13 protein-coding genes are annotated in these 19,373 nt (G+C 65.3%); 6 read left to right on the forward strand and 7 right to left on the reverse strand.

The window, feature by feature from the left end; translation table 11 throughout:
- Positions 1–167: 167 nt before the first annotated feature.
- Both AC1DDS_RS04780 and AC1DDS_RS04785 read left to right on the forward strand, forming a co-directional pair.
- Entirely contained in the window at positions 168–2,087 is a 1,920-nt protein-coding gene (locus AC1DDS_RS04780) for an autotransporter assembly complex protein TamA (RefSeq protein ID WP_477477840.1), read from the forward strand.
- Between the two features lie 83 nt (positions 2,088–2,170).
- Complete coding sequence (locus AC1DDS_RS04785) at positions 2,171–7,921, forward strand: translocation/assembly module TamB domain-containing protein (protein WP_477477841.1); 5,751 nt, start codon at positions 2,171–2,173, stop codon at positions 7,919–7,921.
- A gap of 48 nt (positions 7,922–7,969) precedes the next feature.
- On the opposite strand, the gene AC1DDS_RS04790 is transcribed toward AC1DDS_RS04785, so the two are convergent.
- Positions 7,970–8,410 carry an Lrp/AsnC family transcriptional regulator gene (locus tag AC1DDS_RS04790; protein ID WP_477477842.1) on the reverse strand — a complete coding sequence of 147 codons (441 nt, stop codon included), beginning with the start codon at positions 8,408–8,410 and terminating at the stop codon, positions 7,970–7,972.
- 147 nt (positions 8,411–8,557) lie between these two features.
- Between AC1DDS_RS04790 and rocF the strand changes: the two genes are divergently transcribed.
- From rocF to AC1DDS_RS04805, 3 genes are all read left to right on the forward strand, one after another.
- Positions 8,558–9,490, forward strand: a complete 933-nt coding sequence (gene rocF, locus AC1DDS_RS04795) for an arginase (protein ID WP_477477843.1) — start codon at positions 8,558–8,560, stop codon at positions 9,488–9,490.
- Positions 9,491–9,506: 16 nt separating this feature from the next.
- On the forward strand, positions 9,507–10,712 hold the full coding sequence (gene rocD, locus AC1DDS_RS04800) for an ornithine--oxo-acid transaminase (protein ID WP_477477844.1): 1,206 nt from the start codon (positions 9,507–9,509) through the stop codon (positions 10,710–10,712).
- Between the two features lie 154 nt (positions 10,713–10,866).
- Positions 10,867–11,343 carry a chemotaxis protein CheW gene (locus tag AC1DDS_RS04805; RefSeq protein ID WP_310412979.1) on the forward strand — a complete coding sequence of 159 codons (477 nt, stop codon included), beginning with the start codon at positions 10,867–10,869 and terminating at the stop codon, positions 11,341–11,343.
- 142 nt (positions 11,344–11,485) lie between these two features.
- On the opposite strand, the gene AC1DDS_RS04810 is transcribed toward AC1DDS_RS04805, so the two are convergent.
- Positions 11,486–12,364: an alpha/beta fold hydrolase gene (locus AC1DDS_RS04810; RefSeq protein ID WP_477477845.1), complete on the reverse strand. Its 879-nt coding sequence runs from the start codon at positions 12,362–12,364 to the stop codon at positions 11,486–11,488.
- A 225-nt stretch (positions 12,365–12,589) separates the two neighbouring features.
- Here AC1DDS_RS04810 and AC1DDS_RS04815 point away from each other — a divergent pair, with 225 nt between their 5' ends.
- A complete protein-coding gene (locus AC1DDS_RS04815; protein ID WP_310412984.1) occupies positions 12,590–13,144 on the forward strand; it encodes a methyltransferase family protein in 555 nt (184 codons plus the stop codon).
- Positions 13,145–13,161: 17 nt separating this feature from the next.
- On the opposite strand, the gene AC1DDS_RS04820 is transcribed toward AC1DDS_RS04815, so the two are convergent.
- Genes AC1DDS_RS04820 through AC1DDS_RS04840 form a run of 5 tightly spaced genes read right to left on the reverse strand, consistent with a single transcriptional unit; the run spans position 13,162 to position 19,210 of the window.
- Complete coding sequence (locus AC1DDS_RS04820) at positions 13,162–13,416, reverse strand: formate dehydrogenase subunit delta (protein ID WP_477477846.1); 255 nt, start codon at positions 13,414–13,416, stop codon at positions 13,162–13,164.
- Between the two features lie 10 nt (positions 13,417–13,426).
- On the reverse strand, positions 13,427–14,269 hold the full coding sequence (gene fdhD, locus AC1DDS_RS04825) for a formate dehydrogenase accessory sulfurtransferase FdhD (RefSeq protein WP_477477847.1): 843 nt from the start codon (positions 14,267–14,269) through the stop codon (positions 13,427–13,429).
- A 15-nt stretch (positions 14,270–14,284) separates the two neighbouring features.
- A complete protein-coding gene (fdhF, locus tag AC1DDS_RS04830; protein ID WP_477477848.1) occupies positions 14,285–17,164 on the reverse strand; it encodes a formate dehydrogenase subunit alpha in 2,880 nt (959 codons plus the stop codon).
- Positions 17,165–17,180: 16 nt separating this feature from the next.
- Positions 17,181–18,737, reverse strand: a complete 1,557-nt coding sequence (locus AC1DDS_RS04835; RefSeq protein WP_477477849.1) for a formate dehydrogenase beta subunit — start codon at positions 18,735–18,737, stop codon at positions 17,181–17,183.
- Positions 18,734–19,210, reverse strand: a complete 477-nt coding sequence (locus AC1DDS_RS04840; protein WP_310413000.1) for a formate dehydrogenase subunit gamma — start codon at positions 19,208–19,210, stop codon at positions 18,734–18,736. The genes AC1DDS_RS04835 and AC1DDS_RS04840 overlap by 4 nt, the downstream gene beginning before the upstream one ends.
- Positions 19,211–19,373: the final 163 nt, after the last annotated feature.

Below are 19,373 nucleotides of genomic sequence, written 5' to 3' on the forward strand. Positions count from 1 at the left end.
AAACCGGCTGGAACCGCCGTTAATCTTAGGGAAATGCTAACGGGCTAGGCTCAAAGCGAGCCTGCGTGGCCTGACAGACCGTCGTTCGGACTGCGAGTGCCGCACAATCTGAGGAGAGACGGGCAGAAGCCGGTCCATCGTCGGAACGGGAAAGGCAACAACAGCGGATGCGGCAGCGTATCGACCGGCCGAGATTTAGTATTGCGTTCTTGCGAGCTGGCACGAGCCTAGCGATCGCGACCGCACTCGTGATTCTGCCTGCCGCCACGCCCGCCTTTGCCTTCAAGATCTTCGGCATGCGCTTCTTCGAGCGCGACGCGGAGGAAGCAGAGGTCATCGATCCGGTCAACTACACGCTGACCTTCGATACCGGCACCGATGACGACGAACTCAAGAAGGCGATCGAGGCAAGCACCCTGTTGAAGCAGGACGAAGGAAAGCCGGTCTCCGGCGATCTCGGCCTCGTCATCAAGGCGCGCGACGATCGCGACCGAATCCTGGCCACCCTCTACGAAAAGGCCCGCTACGGCGGCGTGGTCGAGATCCGCATCAACGGCACGCCGCTCGATTCGTTGCCGCCCCTTCCCGATTTTCCGTCCGGCAAAGTGCCCGTTGCGGTGACGGTGCGCCCCGGCCCCGCCTTCACCTTCGGAACCGTGACGCTTTCCGGGGACGCCGCCGGGCGCTCGCCTGCGGACTATGGGCTGCTTCACGGCGCCCGAGCGGATTCGACCATCATCATCAAGGCCGGTGAAAAGGTGGTGGCGGACCTCAAGGCGGAGGGGCGGCCGCTGGCCAAACTCACCGACCGCAAGGCGATTGCCGACCACAAGACCAACACCGTCGATGTCGTCATCGGTGCCGAGGGCGGACCGGTCGCCAGTGTCGGCGATGTGACCGTGGTCGGGACCAAGGGTGTCGATCCCGGGTTCGTCAAATACTATTCGCGCATCAATGCCGGCCAGCCCTACTCGCCGGAACGGTTGACCAAGGCGGCCGATCGCCTGCGCCAACTCGGCGTGTTCTCCAGCGTCACCATCCGCGAAGCCGAGATGCTCGCCCCCGACGGCACGCTGCCGATGACGATCGAAGTGTCGGAAGGCAAGCAGCGCTACTTCGGCGCTGGCGCGCAGTTCTCGACCATTGATGGTTTCGGTCTCCAGGGTTACTGGGGCCACCGCAACCTGTTCGGCCGCGCCGAGTCGCTGCGGATCGAGGGGACGGTAAACGGCATCGGCGAGGGCAGCGGTTTCGACGACATCGGCTATTCGGCCGGGTTCCTGTTCGCCAAACCCGGCGCCTTTGGCCCGGCATCGACCTTCACTGCGAGCCTGAAGGCCGCAATTGCCGACACGGACGCATACTATGCGAAGAGCCTGACATTGGCGGTCGGCGCAACCTTCGAGCTGACGGACCGCGATACGGTTTCCATCGGCGGCGAAGGCGCCTGGATGGGTGTGAACGACCCATTCGGCGACAACACCTACCTGACGGCCGCCGTTCCGATCGAATACGTTCGTGACACGCGCGACGACAAGCTCAACCCGACGACCGGCTATCGGGCGATGATCAACGCCAAGCCGACCTATGAATTCGACCACAGCACGTTCTTCTCGAGCTTCGAGACCTCCGGATCGGTCTACCAGGCGCTCGGCGCCGAAGAACGCGTGGTGCTGGCGGGCCGCCTTGGCGCGGGCACGATCGTCGGCGCGCCGACGCTGCCCGACATCCCGGCTCCCCGCCGCTTCTACCTCGGCGGCGGCGGCACGGTCCGCGGATACGGCTTCCAGGATATCTCGCCACGAAACAGCGACGGCGACCCGATCGGTGGCCGCTCCTACGTTCTCGCCTCGGCGGAGGTCCGGGTCAACGTCACGGAAAAAATCGGCATCGTGCCGTTCATCGATGTGGGCACTGTTTCACGCGACGAGATCCCCGATTTCAGCGACATCCGCGCCGGCGCCGGCATCGGCCTGCGCTACGCCACGCCCTTCGGGCCGATCCGGCTCGATGTCGCAGTTCCTCTGAACCCCTACGCCAACGGCGACTCTTTCGGGATCTACGCCGGCGTGGGACAGGCCTTTTAATTGACGCCGCGAGCACATTTTGAATCAGCGTGCTTTCCGTTCGGGGATTCCGGTTTTCGGGGTTATACTTTAGGACTTGAATCATGAGCCGGTTCTTCACAATCCTGCAGCAGGCGCTTCGCTACGTCGGCTACGTTGCCGCCCTCCTCGTTCTGGTCCTCCTGAGCGTGATCGGTTTTGTCGGCTTCACCGACGCCGGCGCCCGGCTCGCCGCCTCTTTCATTGAAGATGCAACCGCCAATTCCGACACCCGGATTGCGATTACCGAACCGTCCGGTCTGTTGACGGGCCGCTTCCGCGCCGGCGCGATCACGCTTAGCGATCGGGAAGGCAGCTATGCGGAAATCCGCGACGTTGCTGTCGACTGGTCGCCACTCGATCTGCTGTTCTTGCAGTTCAACGCCCAGCGCCTCACCGCAAACGATATGCTCATGTCGCGCCGGCCGGTTCGGGGAAGCGAAACCAGCACCGCACCCGGCGGCAAGGCGTTCTCCCTGCCCGTCACCGTGCAGGTCGACAGCATCGAGGTTCCGAACATCAACTTGGCCGCAGATGTGGCCGGCATTGAACAGCGCCTGCGCCTTTCCGGTAGCGGTGGCTTCGACCGCAAGAGCATTGCGCTGAACCTTGCCCTGACGGCGAAGAACCAGCCCGGCATCTCCGCACTGGTGGACCTGGTGTTCGACCCCGCCGAGGACAAGCTCCTGCTGAAGGCGGACATCACCGAGCCGCCGGGTGGCATGCTCGCCCGCGCGCTGCTCATTCCCGGCGAACCCGCTGTGGCCGTGCGCCTGACCGGCGATGGACCGCTGTCGGCATGGGCCGGGCGGCTGACGGCGGCGCTCGATGGAAGCGAAGTGCTCGCTCTCGACGCGCGCCACGACCAGTCCACCAGCGGCCTTCACACCGTCGCCCTCAAGGGCGGCGGCACGTTCGAGGCGTTGCTGCCCCCGCACCTGCGGCCGCTCTTCGCCGGCGCGACGGCAATCGACGTGGCCGCCGCCACCAACGGCCGTCGCATCCTGCGCATCGAGCGCGGCCTCGTGACGACGGGCGCGCTGTCGCTGAACGCGGCCGGCTCGCTGCAGACCACGGGGGAAAACAACCTCAACATCCGACTGACGGGTGCCGACAGCGCGACGCCCATCCCGATCCGCTGGCCGCTCGCGAATGGCGAGTTCGCAGCTGATGTCTACGGACTTCAGCTGGTCGCCTCGGGTCCCGCCGAAGCGACCGCCGTCAACCTGAACGTCAATCTTGCCTCCGCGGCAACGCCGCAGGGAAAGCTGGAGAGCATCCTTCTGACGGCCAGCAGCGCCGATACGAACGTCTCGACGAAAACAGGACATGCGAACGTGACGCTGATCGCCGAACGATCGGCCATGTCCGACCCCAGTCTCGAACGGCTCGTCGGCACGCCACTGAAGGTCAACGCGGCCGTTGCCTTCTCGCCCGAGCAACTCAGCTTCGACCCTGTCGCCATCGAAAGCAGCAGCATCGGCGGCCAGATCACGGGCAGCTATCAACTGGCACCATCGACGGGAACGGCCACCTTCAATTTGTTCGCGCTGCCGGACATCCTGCCAGAGGCGATGGCTTCGCGGGTGGAGGGAACGATTGCGCTCAAGGGAGAGGCAGCGCTCGGTGCGGGTGGTGCCTTGTCGCTCTCGAACCTTCAGCTCAAGTCGAACGCGGCGGAAGCGACGGGAGAAGCGAGCCTTGGCAAGGGCAGCCTGCAGGCAAAGCTTGTCGGCCGGCTGATCGATGCCGGCGCCTTCATCTCCGGCGGCAGCGGCGAGATCGCCTTCGACGCAACCGCGAGCGGCCCGATAATCGAGCCCAGCGTAAAGGCGAAGATCACGTCTGCCCAATTGGGGCTTGCAGGCCGGACACTCGACAACATTGCCATCGACCTCAACGGCAAGGCATCCGCGACAGCGCCCGCCGGCGACTTCACCTTGACCGCCTCCATGAACGGCCAGCCGATCAACATGCGGTCCAGCGTCGTCTCCAACGCCGGCCAAATTTCGGTGCCGACGCTCGAGGCGATTGTGGGCAACAACAAGCTGAACGGCGCGCTGACGCTTGGCGAAGGTCTTTTTCCGGACGGCACGATCCGCTTCGATTTCCCTGATCTGTCGACGCTGGCAACGCTCGCCGGCCAGAGCGCAACCGGCGACCTCGCCGGCACGCTGACCTTTGCCAACGCGAACGGCAAGGGATCCCTGGTGGTCGCCGCGACCGGAACCGAGATCCGCCGCGACACCGCGGCAATCTTCAAACCGGTTCTCGACGCCACCATCGAGGACCTGAGGTCTACGGCCGTCTCCGGCACGCTCCGCGCCGATCTTGCCCGCGTCGGCGAAAACGACCTGGAAGCCCCGATTGTCACCTTCACGCATTCGGGAAGCATCACCGGCTTCGACATCGCCGGCCGCTACGAGAACGCGCCGCTGGCGCTTAAGGGCGACGTCGCCCGGCAGGATGCGGCGACCGTCATTGCGCTCAGGACCCTGGATGCAGCGGTCGCCGGCATGCCGCTGTCGCTGAAGGAAGCGGCCTCGATCTCCATTCTCGACGGCAACATCTCCTTCGACAATTTCGCGATCAATGCCGGTGATGGCGTCATCGCCATTTCCGGTTCCGCCAACCCGGCCGGCAAAAGCAGCCTTGCGATCAACCTGAGCGGAGCCAACGGGGGCCCCGCGGAGTACCGGGTTCCCACCGAGGACGGCGAAGCGGTCGCTCGCATCGAGACGGCGCAGCTGACGCTTTCCGGTGAGTTGAAAGCAGCGGCGATATCGCTTGCGGCAACGGTTGCATCGGCACAGGCGCCGCAGGGGTCGGTGTCGGGCGCCGACGTCGTCGTCACAAGCGATGCTTTCGACCTGATCAACCGCCGAGGCAACCTCAAAGCGGGCATCTCGGCCGCGGTGGTCGACCTTTCGAACGCTGACGCCAACCGGCTGCTCCAGGCGCCGCTGAACGCAACGGCATCTCTCTCGGTCACCCCGCAGCGCATCGACTTCAACGACGTTGCCATCGACGGCACCGGCCTGAACGTCAAAGCCGATGGCCACTTCGTCACGGAAGACGCTTCGGCTGCGGCAAAGGTCGAGGCAAGCGTCGCGGCAACGGCGCTGCCGCCTGCGCTGTCCGCCCGCTTCGACACGCCTCTCCAATTCACGGCGGATATCGTCCGCGGGGCGGATGGAGCAATCAACGTCCAGTCCTTCGACCTTGCCTCCGGCACGATCATGGCGAACGGAACGGCGAAGCTTGCCGGAGAGACCCTTGAAGCCAGCCTGTCCGGCACGCTGCCCAATCTCTCAAAGCTGCTCGCCGACGCCAAGGGCAAGGCAACCTTTGAGGCGACGGCGACTGGGCCACTTGCAGCACTCGGCGTGAAGGCCGAACTGCAGGCAAGCGGCGCGGAACTCGCCGGCCGCACGCTGAGCGACCTCGTCGTCACGCTCGACGGCACGGCCGACCGGGCAAGGCCGTCCGGCAACCTGACCGCGACGGGCGCGATCGGTGGCCAGGCGATCAACGTCAAGTCCAGCGTCGTTTCCGAGAACGGCAGGATATCCATTCCGTCGATCGACGCGCGCATCGGCGACAACGTGCTGACCGGCGCCCTGAAACTGGATGCGAACTTACTGCCGGACGGCACCGTCAAGTTTGATTTCCCCGACATCGGACTGCTGGCGGCGCTGGCCGGCCAACAGGCAAGGGGCGACCTTGCCGGATCGGCCAGCATCGCCGCGGTGGACGGCAAGACGGCAATCTCGGTCCAGGCGTCCGGCTCCGGCATCACACGGGACCAGTTCCGAATCGTCCAGCCGCGGATCGACCTGAAAACCGGCGATCTTCGCTCGCTCGCCATCTCCGGCAGCGTTCGTGCCGAGACGGTTGCCTCCGGCACCAACCGAGTGGACGCGCTGGCACTGAATTTCTCTCAGCAGGGCGCCAAGACCCTGTTCAATCTCGACGCCCGCTACGATGGCGCGCCGCTTGCGGTCAAAGGCTCGGTGGAGCAACAGCAGAGCGGCATGGCGATCGGGCTCGATGCCTTCCAGGCCACCCCGCGCGGCATTGCCGTTCGGCTCGACCGGCCCGCAGTCCTGACAGTCCGGGGCAATGCGGTCGCGATGAACGACTTCACGATCCGGACCGGCAGCGGCAGCATCGCCGTCAGCGGCACCGCGGGTGAAAACCTCAGCCTCGCCGTCAGGGTCAATGCCGTGCCGGCCAGCCTGGCCAACACCTTCTCTGCCGGCCTCGGGGCGGAGGGCTCGATCGGCGGCACGGTGAACGTCAAGGGTACGGCTGCGGCACCACAGGTGAGTTACGCCCTGACCTGGAGCAATGCGGCGACAACCCAGACCCGCTCTGCCGGCGTTGGCCCGCTGACCATCGGCGCCGATGGGCAGTTCGCCAACAACGTCGTGCAGGTTCAAACGAGGCTCACCGGTCCGAACGGACTCGCTTTCAGGGGCGGCGGTACCGCGGGTGTCACGGGCAATATGACCCTCGACCTGACCGTCTCCGGCACCTTGCCCTTCGCACTCCTGCAGGGGCCACTCGCCCAGCAGGGCTTCATGCTGACCGGCAATGCCACGGTCGACCTCGCCGTCAGGGGGCCTGCGAGAAGCCCTTCTATCACCGGCACGATTACGACCTCCGGCAGCCAACTGGTCGATGTGAGGCGCAATGTCTCGATCGAAAACCTGACGGCCCGCGTGGTGCTGGACGGCCGGCAGGCGGTGATCCAGCAGTTGACCGGCCGCGTCGCCACCGGCGGCCAGATCTCCGCGACCGGTTCCATCGGCATCGTCCCGGGGTCCAATTTCCCGGCCGATCTGTCGATCAGGCTGAACGACGTCACCTATGTCGACGGCCGGCTGGTGACGGCCAACCTCACCGGTGAGCTGACGGTCAGAGGACCGTTGCTCGCCAGCCCGGTTCTCGGCGGCCGCATCGACATCCGGCGAGCCAACATTACCATCCCGCAGCAACTGCCGGGGTCGCTTGCCGAGATCGACATCAAGCATCGCAACGCGCCGGCCGACGTCAAGGCGATGGCGGCAGCGCTCCGCGGTGATCAGGGTGGCGGCTCCGGCGAGGTGCGCGGTATCGGGCTGGACCTGCGGATCGATGCGCCGAGCCGGATTTTCGTGCGCGGCCGCGGCATCAACGCAGAACTCGGCGGCAGCCTGACCCTGCGCGGCACCTCACTCAGTCCCATCGTTTCCGGCGGCTTCGATCTGCTGCGCGGGCGGTTGGAAATCCTTGCCAAGCGGCTCGATTTCACGAGCGGCCACATCGGCTTCACCGGCGGCCTCGTCCCGACGATCAATTTCGTCGCGACCTCCAGCGTCAGCGCCACGACGATCAACATCAACATCGCCGGGCCGGCCAACAATCCATCCGTCACCTTCACCTCGTCGCCGGCCCTTCCACAGGACGAGATCCTGGCACGCCTGATCTTTGGCCGCTCGATGAACAACCTCTCCGCCTTCCAGATTGCCCAGCTCGCGGCAGCGGTCGCCGATCTCGCCGGCGGCGGCGGTGGCGGTTCGCTGCTCAACGGACTTCGCAGCAGGCTCGGCATCGATGACCTCGACATCACCACCGACGCCCAGGGCCGGGCCCAGGTTTCGGCCGGCAAATACCTGAACGACCGCACCTATCTGGAGCTGAAGCAGGATCCGGAGACCGGCGGCGGCAAGGCGGCGATCAACCTGGACATCGGCAAGGGCGTAAAGCTGCGCGGCGAAGCCGGCAGCAACGGCGCCGGCGCCGCCGGGATATTCTATGAGAAGGAGTATTGAAGGCGCACCTTCGTCTAGCGAGCAGTTGGCCCTCCGTTATCGGGGCCGCTACGCGAGCACGTTCTTGGTCGTCTTCAAGAGAATGTTCGTCTCCGTCGAGTTGATGCCGTCGATCAGGCGGATGCGCCGCAGCGTCTCGTCGAAGGTGCCAAGGTCTTTGTCCTCCAACTCGGCGATGAAATCCCAGCGACCATTGGTCGAATGAAGAGCGCGGACCTGCGGTAGCCCGCGCAGCTGCGCCGCCACGCGGTCGGCCATTTTCCCCAGTACCTCGATCATCACGATCGCGCGAACGCCGCTGCCACTGAGTTCCGCGCCGGTGCGGATCGTGAACGCCGCGATCGTGCCCGACTGCACCAGGCGGTCGATCCGCGCCGACACCGTCGCCCGCGACGCACCGGTCATTGCCGCCAGCGACGAGACCGGCATGCGCGCATTGTGACGAAGCGCGCTGATGAGGGCGTGATCGAGATCGTCCAGACTTATCATTCTGCTCTCACCTGCTTTCCATTATGCAGTTTTCGGCCTTCTATTTGTCAGTTTATCCCCTTTTTGCCAACGCGGTGAAGGGCAATAATCGCGCCAAATCCGGCGGACCGGAAAGAACGAACGCACGCTCTGCGGGGACTTGACATGATGGCACAGAAGCAAACCATCGCGCTGATCGGCGCGCCACTCGAGGAAGGCTCCGGCCGCCGCGGCGCCGCCATGGGACCGACAGCACTGAGGATCGCCGGCATCGATACCACGTTGGGCGAGCTCGGCCACGCCATCGTCGACGAGGGCGACCTGCAGCCACTGCCGGCCCGCGACCTCGCCAGTCACCCGCGCGCCAACAATCTGCAAACGGTGGCGGCCTTTACACGCGCGCTCGATGCGGCGGTGCACGAGGCCGCGCGCGCGGGGCGGTTTCCGCTGATCCTCGGCGGTGATCACGCGCTCTCGATGGGCAGCGTCTCCGGCATGGCGCGCCATGCCAAGGACGTCGGAAAGCCGCTGTTCGTGTTGTGGCTCGATGCGCATGCCGATTTCAACTCGCCCGAGACCTCGCCGTCCGGCAACATGCATGGCATGCCGGTCGCCTTTTTCTGCGGCGAGGCCGAGTTCGCGCCGATCCTTGCCGCCGGCCGGCCGCTGGTGGACCCGAAGAACGTCTTCCAGGTCGGTATCCGCTCCGTCGATGAGCGCGAGCGCGAGGAGATCGCCGAGCACGGCGTCAATGTCTACGACATGCGCGCCGTCGACGAGACCGGCATGGCCGGCATCATGCACGAGATCATCGACACCGTTCGCCGCGCCGACGGGCTCTTGCACGTGAGCCTCGACGTCGATTTTCTCGACCCCGAGATCGCGCCGGGCGTCGGCACCACCGTTCCGGGCGGCGCCACCTTCCGCGAGGCGCACCTGATCATGGAGATGCTCTGCGACAGCGGCCTCGTCGCCTCGCTCGATCTCGTCGAGTTGAACCCTTTCCTCGACGACCGCGGCAAGAGCGCCCGCATCCTTGTCGAACTGACCGCAAGCCTTTTTGGTCGCCGTGTGCTCGATCGACCGACACGCAGCGCCTGACAATCCGGAGGAACCGATGACACCCACGACCGCAAGCCTGATCGAAACCGAGCACCGGCTCGGCGCCCACAACTACAAGCCGCTCGACGTCGTGCTTTCCCGCGGCGAAGGCGTCCATGTCTGGGACGTGGACGGCAACCGATATCTCGACTGCCTCTCGGCCTATTCTGCGGTCAACCAGGGCCATTGCCACCCGAAGATTCTCGCGGCGATGGTCGAGCAGGCGAAGAAGCTGACGCTCACCTCGCGCGCCTTCCGCAACGAACAGCTCGCCCCCTTCTACGAGGAGATCGCAGCGCTCACCGGCTCGCACAAGGTGCTGCCGATGAACTCGGGCGCCGAGGCCGTGGAAACGGCGATCAAGGCCGTCCGCAAATGGGGCTACGAGGTCAAGGGCGTTGCCCGGGACAAAGCCGAGATCATCGTCTGCAACGACAACTTCCATGGCCGCACCATGGGGATCGTTGGCTTCTCGACCGATCCGGATGCACGCGAAGGCTTCGGCCCGTTCGCCCCCGGCTTCAAGCACGTGCCCTTCGGCGATATCGACGCGTTCCGGGCGGCGATCACCGAAAACACCGTTGCCTTCCTGGTCGAACCGATCCAGGGCGAGGCCGGCGTGCTCATCCCGCCGGCGGGCTATTTCGCCGCCGTGCGCGAGCTCTGCACCAGGCATGGCATCACGCTGATCCTCGACGAGATCCAGACCGGCCTCGGCCGCACCGGCAAACTGCTTGCCGAGGAGCACGAGAAGATCGAGGCCGACGTGACGCTGGTCGGCAAGGCGCTGTCAGGCGGTTTCTATCCGGTCTCGGCGGTGCTCTCTAACAGCGAGGTGCTCGGCGTGCTCAAGCCCGGCCAGCACGGCTCGACCTTCGGCGGCAACCCGCTCGCCTGCGCCATCGCCCGCGCTGCGCTGCGCGTGTTGACCGAGGAGGACATGATCGGCAACGCCGCCCGCATGGGCGAGCGCTTCCAGAAGGGCCTCACCGAGATTCGCTCCAACATCATCAAGGAGGTGCGCGGGCGCGGCCTGATGCTCGCGGTCGAACTCGACCCGGCCGCCGGCGGTGCGCGCAAGTACTGCGAGGCGCTGAAGGAGCGCGGCATCCTCGCCAAGGATACCCATGGCGATACGATCCGCATCGCCCCGCCGCTCGTCATTAACGCCGACCAGGTCGACTGGGCCGTCGAGCAGTTCGCAGCCGTGCTGCGCGACTGACTGTGGCATCGGGACTCCGCCAGATCCCCCGCCGCCACGACGCCGGCCCGCCCCGTGCGGGTCGGCGTGCCGGTTGAGCAATCCTTAACCTCGCCGCGGTTATCCTCATCGCCTGCAAGCCATACAGCGCGGTTAGATGAGGCACGACTCTCCCATGACGACCTTCAACACGGCCGGCTTCGCCGGCGAAACCCTCGAGATCATCGCCTTCCGGCTGCATGATCAGGAATTCTGCGTCAAGACGACCACGATCCGCGAGATCCGCGGTTGGGCACCATCGACGCCGATTCCGCATTCGCCCCCCGACGTCATCGGCGTCATGAACCTGCGTGGCACCGTCATTCCGATCATCGACCTTGCCCACAAGCTCGGCATGAAGAGCACCGAGGCCAACGAGCGCAGCGCCATCGTCGTCGCCGAGGTGCACAACATGGTGGTCGGCCTCGTCGTCGATCGCGTGTCGGACATCCTCACCATTCGTGCCGACCAGATCCAGCCCGTTCCGGAAGTCACGACCTCCTTCGACAAGGTCTATGCCGAAGGCATCATCGCCCACGAAAACGGCATGATCTGCTTCCTCAATCTGGCGCGCATGTTCAAGGAGCGCGACGTCGAGGAAATGGCGGCCTGAGCCTGAAAGCACAACCTGATCTGCCGAAGCCGCCCGATTGAAAGATCAGGCGGCTTTTGACGTTTTGGACGGGCTCCGGGCACTCGATTTTCGGGGCGCACGCCGACCTCGTTCGTCCTCGTCGAAACGCTGGCTAGGAATGCTATCCCCTTGCGCGCGCCGTCACGCGGCGGACGTGCGCCTGCCAGGCAGCCGCCGTATCGGCGGCGACGGTGTCGAGGAAACGGTCGAGGATGGGATTGAAGACGTCCGGCCGCTCCCAGAAGGGCGCATGTCCGGCACCGTCGATGACGATAGTCTCGTCGGAAAAGTGGCCCGGAAGGTGAATCCCGGAAAGATAGCCAAGCTTTACGAAAGGATCGTCGGCCCCGGCCACGATGGCGATAGGAATCGACGCTGTCTCGACAGCGCGTCGCTGGTCGGCGCCCTCCCCGCGCGCAAGGCTTTGTGCAAAGACCGATCGGACCAGGCCGTCCGCTCGCAGGACGAGATCCTGGTAAGGGGCGGATTCGACCGAACCGAAGCATAGGGAGGAAAAGCGCGCGGCATCACGCTCGCTGAAGGTCTGCTTCGAGGTCAGAAGAAGATCCCGCGACGGATGGAAGGCCCGGAACATTCCGATCAAACCCCGTGGCATCGGCGGCGCGCCGCAAAGCATCAGCCCGCGAATGCGCGTGCTGCGGTTCATCCACTCTATTGCGGCATGGCCACCGAGCGACCAGCCGAAAATGGCAAGCCGCTTCAGATCAAGGGCTTCGGCAATTTCCTCCAGGCAGTCAGCGAAGCCGGTGACCGTGTAGGCGGACCTCGGATCGCGTGCGTCCTCCGAATCGCCGTGCCCCGGCAGATCAACGGCGATCAGCCGCCAGCGCCCGGCGAGCCCGCTGTCGAACTGCTTCTCGAACACCCGCCGGGAGAAGCTGGAGCCATGGATCAGCAGGATCGGGAATCCGGACCCACCCGTGTCGCTGTAGCGCACGGCTCCGTGACGGGTCACGATCGTCCGAATGTTGAACACCATCATCCAAGTCCCGATGAGAACGCCGCGCGCCGCGCGGAATCGCTCCCGGAGGATACACGTCGATCATGAACGAGACGCTAAGGCTGGCGGCGCGGCGGTGCCGCCAAACGCGAGGTGCGGCGACGATTACGCGGTACGGATATCTTCGAGCCGCATTGCGGCAGCGTCCGAGCGCGGATATGGTTCGATACCGTACAAGAGGGGGTCGGCAGCGCCGACAGGGGAATGGAAACAGCACTGGATATCGCAGTTACCTGCGTGAGCGTCATCGTTGTCGGCTTCTACACCTGGTCGTTGCGCGGACATTTTTCGTCGCCGCGCATGCCGGCCGGCATGAAGGTCGTGTCGGCCGCGGTGACGTTGACGACACTCTGTTTTCTTTATCTCCTCTGGAGCCGGCAGCAGCCGGTTGCCGCGCAACTGGTCGGCCTTGGTCTCGAAGTTGCGGCCACAGTGCTCTTCTGGTGGGCGATTTCGGCCTCCCGCAAGGCCCGCCTGCGCTTTGCCTTCGACCCCGATAAGCCGGACAGCCTCGTCACGATCGGGCCGTATCGTCTCGTACGGCACCCGTTCTACACGTCCTACATCATCTTCTGGACCGGGTGGGCGATTGCGACCTGGACCCTGTGGGCAGCCCTTCCGGTGCTCGCCTTCGTGGTCATCTACGTTGTCGCGGCGAAAGGCGAGGAAAGCAAATTCGCCGCCACGCCGCTGGCGATCGAGTACGAGGCCTATCGCCGCCGGACCGGTTTCCTGATCCCGAAACTGGTCCGGGCATAGACCGGAAGGAACGGACGTCAGCCGCTGGAGGCGTTGCTGCCCACTGAGGGCGGCGGAGGGCGGCGAATCAGCGGCACGGCGTCGAGCACCATCTGATCCAGCCCTTCGCCACGGTGATTTTCCACGATCGCAAAGAACTGGCGGCGCATGCGCGGCTCCCAGAACTTGTTGATATGGGTGGCGACCCCCTTCGGCCCGTCCTCTCCTGGCTGGGAATGGAAGAAGGTGGCGATCTGATTGGCCATGCGGACCAGCTTTGCTTCGTTCGACATGAACTGTTTCCTACCTGTTGACGACCCGGCGTCCGGCATCGCCCGAAGACGACACCACGCGCTCGGCGCCTGTAAAAATTTCGAACTCGTCACCGCGCACCAGCGCGATCAGCGTCATACCGGCCTCTTCGGCCGTGCGGATGGCAAGCGCGGTGGGCGCCGAGATCGCAATGATGAAGGGACTGCCGACGACGGCCGTCTTCTGCACCATTTCGACGGAGACTCGGCTGGTAACGACGACCGCCCCCGCGCTGCCGCGATAGCCGGCGCGGGCAGCCGCACCGGCAAGCTTGTCCAGGGCATTGTGCCGGCCAACGTCCTCGCGCACGCCAATCAGCCCCTTACCCGGAACGAAGAAGGCAGCACCATGGACGGCGTGCGTCTCCATGTGCAGAGGCTGTTGGCCGTTCAGAAGGCGCACGGCTTCGACGACCTCGCTCTCCGTCAGCACCAGCGCCGACGTCCGCACCGACGGCGTCACCCGAACGGCCTGCTCGATCGATTCGATGCCGCACAGCCCGCAGCCGACCGGCCCCGCCATATGGCGACGCCGGGCGGTCAGCGCCGTGCTTTGTGCGTCGGCGAGGCGGATCTGCAGGTCGATGCCCTTCTCTTCCGCGACGACTTCGACCAACTCGATCTCGTCGGCACCAGCGATGATGCCCTCCGTCAGGCTGAAGCCGACCGCGAAGTCCTCGAGATCCCCCGGTGTTGCCATCATCACCGCATGGGTCGAGCCATGATAGGTGAAGGCGACCGGAACCTCTTCAGGAACAGTGCGCGCCCGCTCCTCAAGCCGCCCGGCGCGCCGGGCCAGCTCGGGAACCCTGGTGGTCGTGCTGAATTGCGTCATCGACACATCCCGACCCTACTCCGCCGCCTCCAGCTTGCCGGCGATCCGCCGCGACTGGCGGGCCTGCTCGCCGTACTCGACCTGCCATTCGGACGGGCCGTTGGAGGGCGAGACCTGCACCGCGGTCACCTTGTACTCCGGGCAGTTCGTCGCCCAGTCGGAGAAGTCGGTGGTGATGACGTTCGCCTGCGTGTCCGGATGATGGAAGGTCGTATAGACCACTCCGGTCGCCACGCGATCGGTGATCAGCGCGCGCAGCGTCGTTTCACCGGCGCGGCTGGCGAGCCGCACCCAGTCGCCGTCGCGGAGGCCGCGGTTCTCGGCGTCGTGCGGATGAATCTCCAGCCGGTCCTCGTCGTGCCAGACGACGTTTTCCGTACGCCGCGTCTGCGCGCCGACATTGTACTGGCTGAGGATACGGCCGGTGGTCAGAAGCAGCGGGAAGCGCGGCCCTGTCTTTTCGTCCGTCGCCACATATTCGGTGCGGATGAACTTGCCCTTGCCGCGCACGAAACCGTCCACGTGCATGATCGGCGAACCTAGCGGATGCTTCTCGTTGCAGGGCCACTGCACCGAGCCCATCTTTTCGAGATAGTCGTAGGACACCAGCGCGAAGCTCGGCGTCGTCGCGGCAATCTCGTCCATGATCTCGGAGGGGTGCTTGTAGTTCCAGGCAAGACCCATCGCCTGGGCGAGCCTCTGGGTGACTTCCCAGTCGGCATAGCCATTGCGCGGCGTCATGACCCGGCGCACCCGATTGATACGGCGTTCGGCGTTGGTGAAGGTGCCGTCCTTCTCAAGGAAGGTCGAGCCGGGCAGGAAGACATGCGCATAGTTCGCCGTCTCGTTCAGGAACAGGTCCTGCACGACGACGCATTCCATCGCTGCGAGACCGGCCGAGACGTGCTTGGTATCGGGATCGGACTGCAGGATGTCCTCGCCCTGGATGTAGATGCCCTTGAACGTGCCTTCCACGGCGGCGTCGAGCATGTTCGGGATGCGCAGGCCCGGCTCTTCGTTGAGCTTCACGCCCCAGAGTTTTTCGAAGATCTCGCGCGTCGCATCGTCGGAGATGTGGCGGTAGCCCGGCAACTCGTGCGGGAACGAGCCCATGTCGCAGGAGCCCTGCACGTTGTTCTGGCCGCGCAAGGGGTTCACGCCGACGCCCGGACGGCCGATGTTGCCGGTCGCCATGGCGAGGTTGGCGATGGCCATGACGGTGGTCGAGCCCTGGCTGTGCTCGGTGACGCCGAGGCCGTAATAGATCGAGCCGTTGCCGCCGGTGGCAAACAGTCGGGCCGCGCCGCGGACCAGCTCGGCCGAAACGCCGGTGAGCGCCTCGACGGCCTCCGGGCTGTGCCGTTCCTCCGAAACGAAGGAAGCCCAGTCCTCGAATTCGGACCAGTCACAACGCTCGCGGATGAACTGCTCGTCAAAAAGCCCTTCGGTGACGATGACATGGGCAAGGGCGGTGACGACGGCGACGTTGGTGCCGGGCTTCAGCGGCAGATGGTAGCTTGCCTCGACGTGCGGACCCTTGACGAGATCGATGCGGCGCGGATCGATGACGATCAGCTTCGCACCCTGGCGCAACCGCTTCTTCAGGCGGGAGCCGAAGACCGGGTGACCGTCTGTCGGGTTGGCGCCGATGACGATGACGACGTCGGTCTCCTCGACTGAATCGAAATTCTGCGTGCCGGCCGAAGTGCCGAAGGTCTGGCCGAGGCCGTAGCCCGTCGGCGAGTGGCAGACGCGGGCGCAGGTGTCGACGTTGTTGTTGCCGAAGCCGGCGCGGATCAGCTTCTGCACGAGGAAGGTTTCCTCGTTCGTGCAGCGCGACGAGGTGATGCCGCCGATGGAATCGCGGCCATACTGGTACTGGATGCGGCGGAACTCGCTCGCCACGTGCGACAGGGCCTCTTCCCAGCTCACTTCGCGCCAGGGATCGGTGATCTTCTCGCGGACCATCGGGTTGAGGATGCGGTCCTTGTGGGTCGAGTAGCCGTAGGCGAAACGGCCCTTGACGCAGGAATGGCCGCGGTTCGCCTGACCGTCCTTCCACGGCACCATGCGCACGAGTTCCTCGCCGCGCATCTCCGCCTTGAACGAGCAGCCGACGCCGCAATAGGCGCAGGTGGTGACCACCGAGTGCTCCGGCTGGCCGATCTCGATGACGGACTTTTCCGTCAGGGTCGCCGTCGGGCAGGCCTGCACGCAGGCGCCGCAGGAGACGCATTCGGAGGAGACGAAATCCTCATGCATACCGGCGGAAACCCGGCTGTCGAAGCCCCGGCCTTCGATCGTCAGCGCGAAGGTGCCCTGGACTTCCTCGCAGGCTCGCACGCAGCGCGAACAGACGATGCACTTGGCCGGATCGAAGGTGAAATACGGGTTCGATTCGTCCTTCGGCTGCCACTTGATGTTGATGGCGCCGTCGGTGCGGGCCTTGACGTGGTTCTCGCCGTCATAGCCGTAGCGGACGTCGCGCAGGCCGACGGCGCCCGCCATGTCCTGCAACTCGCAGTCGCCGTTGGCGGCACAGGTGAGACAGTCGAGCGGGTGGTCGGAGATATAGAGTTCCATCACGCCGCGACGGACATCCTTCAGCCGCGATGTCTGGGTCGAGACGACGAGCCCCGGTGCGACCGGCGTGGTACAGGAGGCCGGCATGCCGGCACGGCCCTGGATCTCCACGAGGCAGAGCCGGCAGGAGCCGAAGGCGTCGACCATGTCGGTGGCGCAGAGCTTCGGGATCTCGATCCCGGCATCCATCGAGGCGCGCATGATCGAGGTGCCCTCCGGCACGGTGACCTCGCGCCCGTCGATCGTCAGCGTCACCATCTTTTCCGACTTGGAGGCGGGCGTGCCGAAGTCGATTTCCTTGATAAGGGTCATTGGCTTTTCTCCTCCCTCACTCGGCCGCCTGCACGGCAGGTGCGGGTGAAAAATCTTCCGGGAAATGGGTCATGGCGCTCATCACCGGGTAGGGCGTGAAGCCGCCGAGCGCGCAGAGCGAACCGAACTTCATGGTGTTGCAGAGGTCGGTCAGCAGTTCGCGGTTCTTCTCCGGTTCGATGCCACGGGCGATGTTGTCGGCCACCTCGACGCCGCGAGTCGAGCCGATGCGGCAGGGCGTGCACTTGCCGCAGCTTTCGATGGCGCAGAATTCCATGGCGAAACGGGCCTGGTGCAGCATGTCGGCGGTGTCATCGAAGACGACGATGCCGGCGTGACCGATCAGGCCGTCCTTGGCGGCAAAAGCTTCGTAGTCGAAGGGCGTGTCGAACAGCGCGCGCGGGAAGTAGGCGCCGAGCGGCCCGCCGACCTGCACTGCCTTGACCGGCCGCCCCGACGCGGTACCGCCAGCGATGTGATCGACGATCTCCCCGAGCGACAGGCCGAAGGCGGTCTCGTAGAGGCCGCCGTGCTTGACGTTGCCGGCGATCTGGATCGGGATCGTGCCGCGCGACCGGCCCATGCCGAAGTCGCGATAGTACGCCGCGCCCTGGTCGAGGATGACCGGCACGGAAGCGAGCGAGATGACGTTGTTAATCACCGTCGGACAATCGAACAGGCCCTTGTGGGCCGGCAACGGCGGCTTGGCGCGAACGACGCCGCGCTTGCCCTCGAGGCTGTTCAGCAGCGAGGTTTCCTCGCCGCAGACATAGGCGCCGGCACCGACACGCACCTCCATGTCGAAGGCGCGCCCCGAACCGAGCACCGACGGACCGAGGACGCCGGCCTTGCGGGCGATCTCGATTGCCTCGCTCATGATGGCGATGGCATGCGGATATTCGGAGCGGGTGTAGATGTAGCCCTTGGTGGCGCCGGTCGCGAGCCCGGCGATCGCCATGCCCTCGATCAGCACAAAGGGATCGCCCTCCATGATCATGCGGTCGGCGAAGGTACCGCTGTCGCCCTCGTCGGCGTTGCAGACGATGTATTTGCGATCGCCGGCGGCGTCGAGAACCGTCTTCCACTTGATGCCGGTCGGGAAGCCGGCGCCGCCGCGGCCGCGCAGGCCGCTGTCGGTGACTTCCTTGACGACATCGGCCGGCGCCATGGCGACCGCCTTCTCCAGGCCCGTCAGGCCGCGGAACCGGCGATAGTCATCGAGCGAGAGCGGATCGGTAATGCCGCAGCGCGAGAAGGTGAGGCGCGTCTGCTGCTTCAGGAAAGGAATGTCCTTCGTCGAGCCATGGCACAGCGGATGCGCCGCACCGGAGACAAAACCCGCATCGAACAGGGAGGGCACATCCGAGGGCTTTACCGGACCATAGGCGATCCGCTCGCCATCGACCACGACCTCGACCAGCGGCTCCAGCCAGTGCATGCCGCGCGAGCCGTTGCGGACGATCGCGACATCGAGGCCGCGCGCCGCGGCTTCGGTTTCGATGGCCGCCACCACCTTGTTTGCGCCGAGCGCAAGGGCGGCCGTGTCACGGGGGACGTAGATCTTGACGGTCATCGACGCGCCTCCTGAACGAGCTCAGCGGCAGCGGCGGCGTCGAGGCGGCCATGCACCTCGCCGTCGAGCATCGCCGACGGCGCGCAGGAACAGAGACCGAGACAGTAGACCGGCTCGAGCGTGACCGCGCCGTCCAACGTCGTCTGGTGGAAATCGATACCGAGCAGTGCCTTGATCTTTTCGGCGACCGCGTCACCTCCCATCGACTGGCAGGCCTCGGCACGACAGAGCTTCAGCACGTGCCGGCCGGCGGGACGTTCGCGGAAATCGTGATAGAAGGTGACGACGCCATGCACTTCGGCGCGCGACAGGTTCAGCTCGCGGGCGATCACCGGCAGGCTTTCCTGCGGGACATAGCCGAATTCGGCCTGGATCTCGTGCAGGATCGGCAGCAGCGGGCCCTCGAGCTCCCTGAGTGCGCCGATGATGGCCGATGTTCTCGTCCCGACATCGCCGGAAACGTGCAGATTCATGCGCAGACCTCCCGAATGACAAAGGCCTGCCGCCTGCTAAGCAGCGGAAAATCGGGCCCAATGCCTTGAAACCGAAGGGGAAGAACGGAACCCTGTCGATCTCCACCCCTTATCGAAACAGCTTCTCAGGGAAGACTGGAGGGGTCAATAAGGCTATCCCGTC

Source organism: Mycoplana sp. 10N416, from assembly GCF_056394765.1.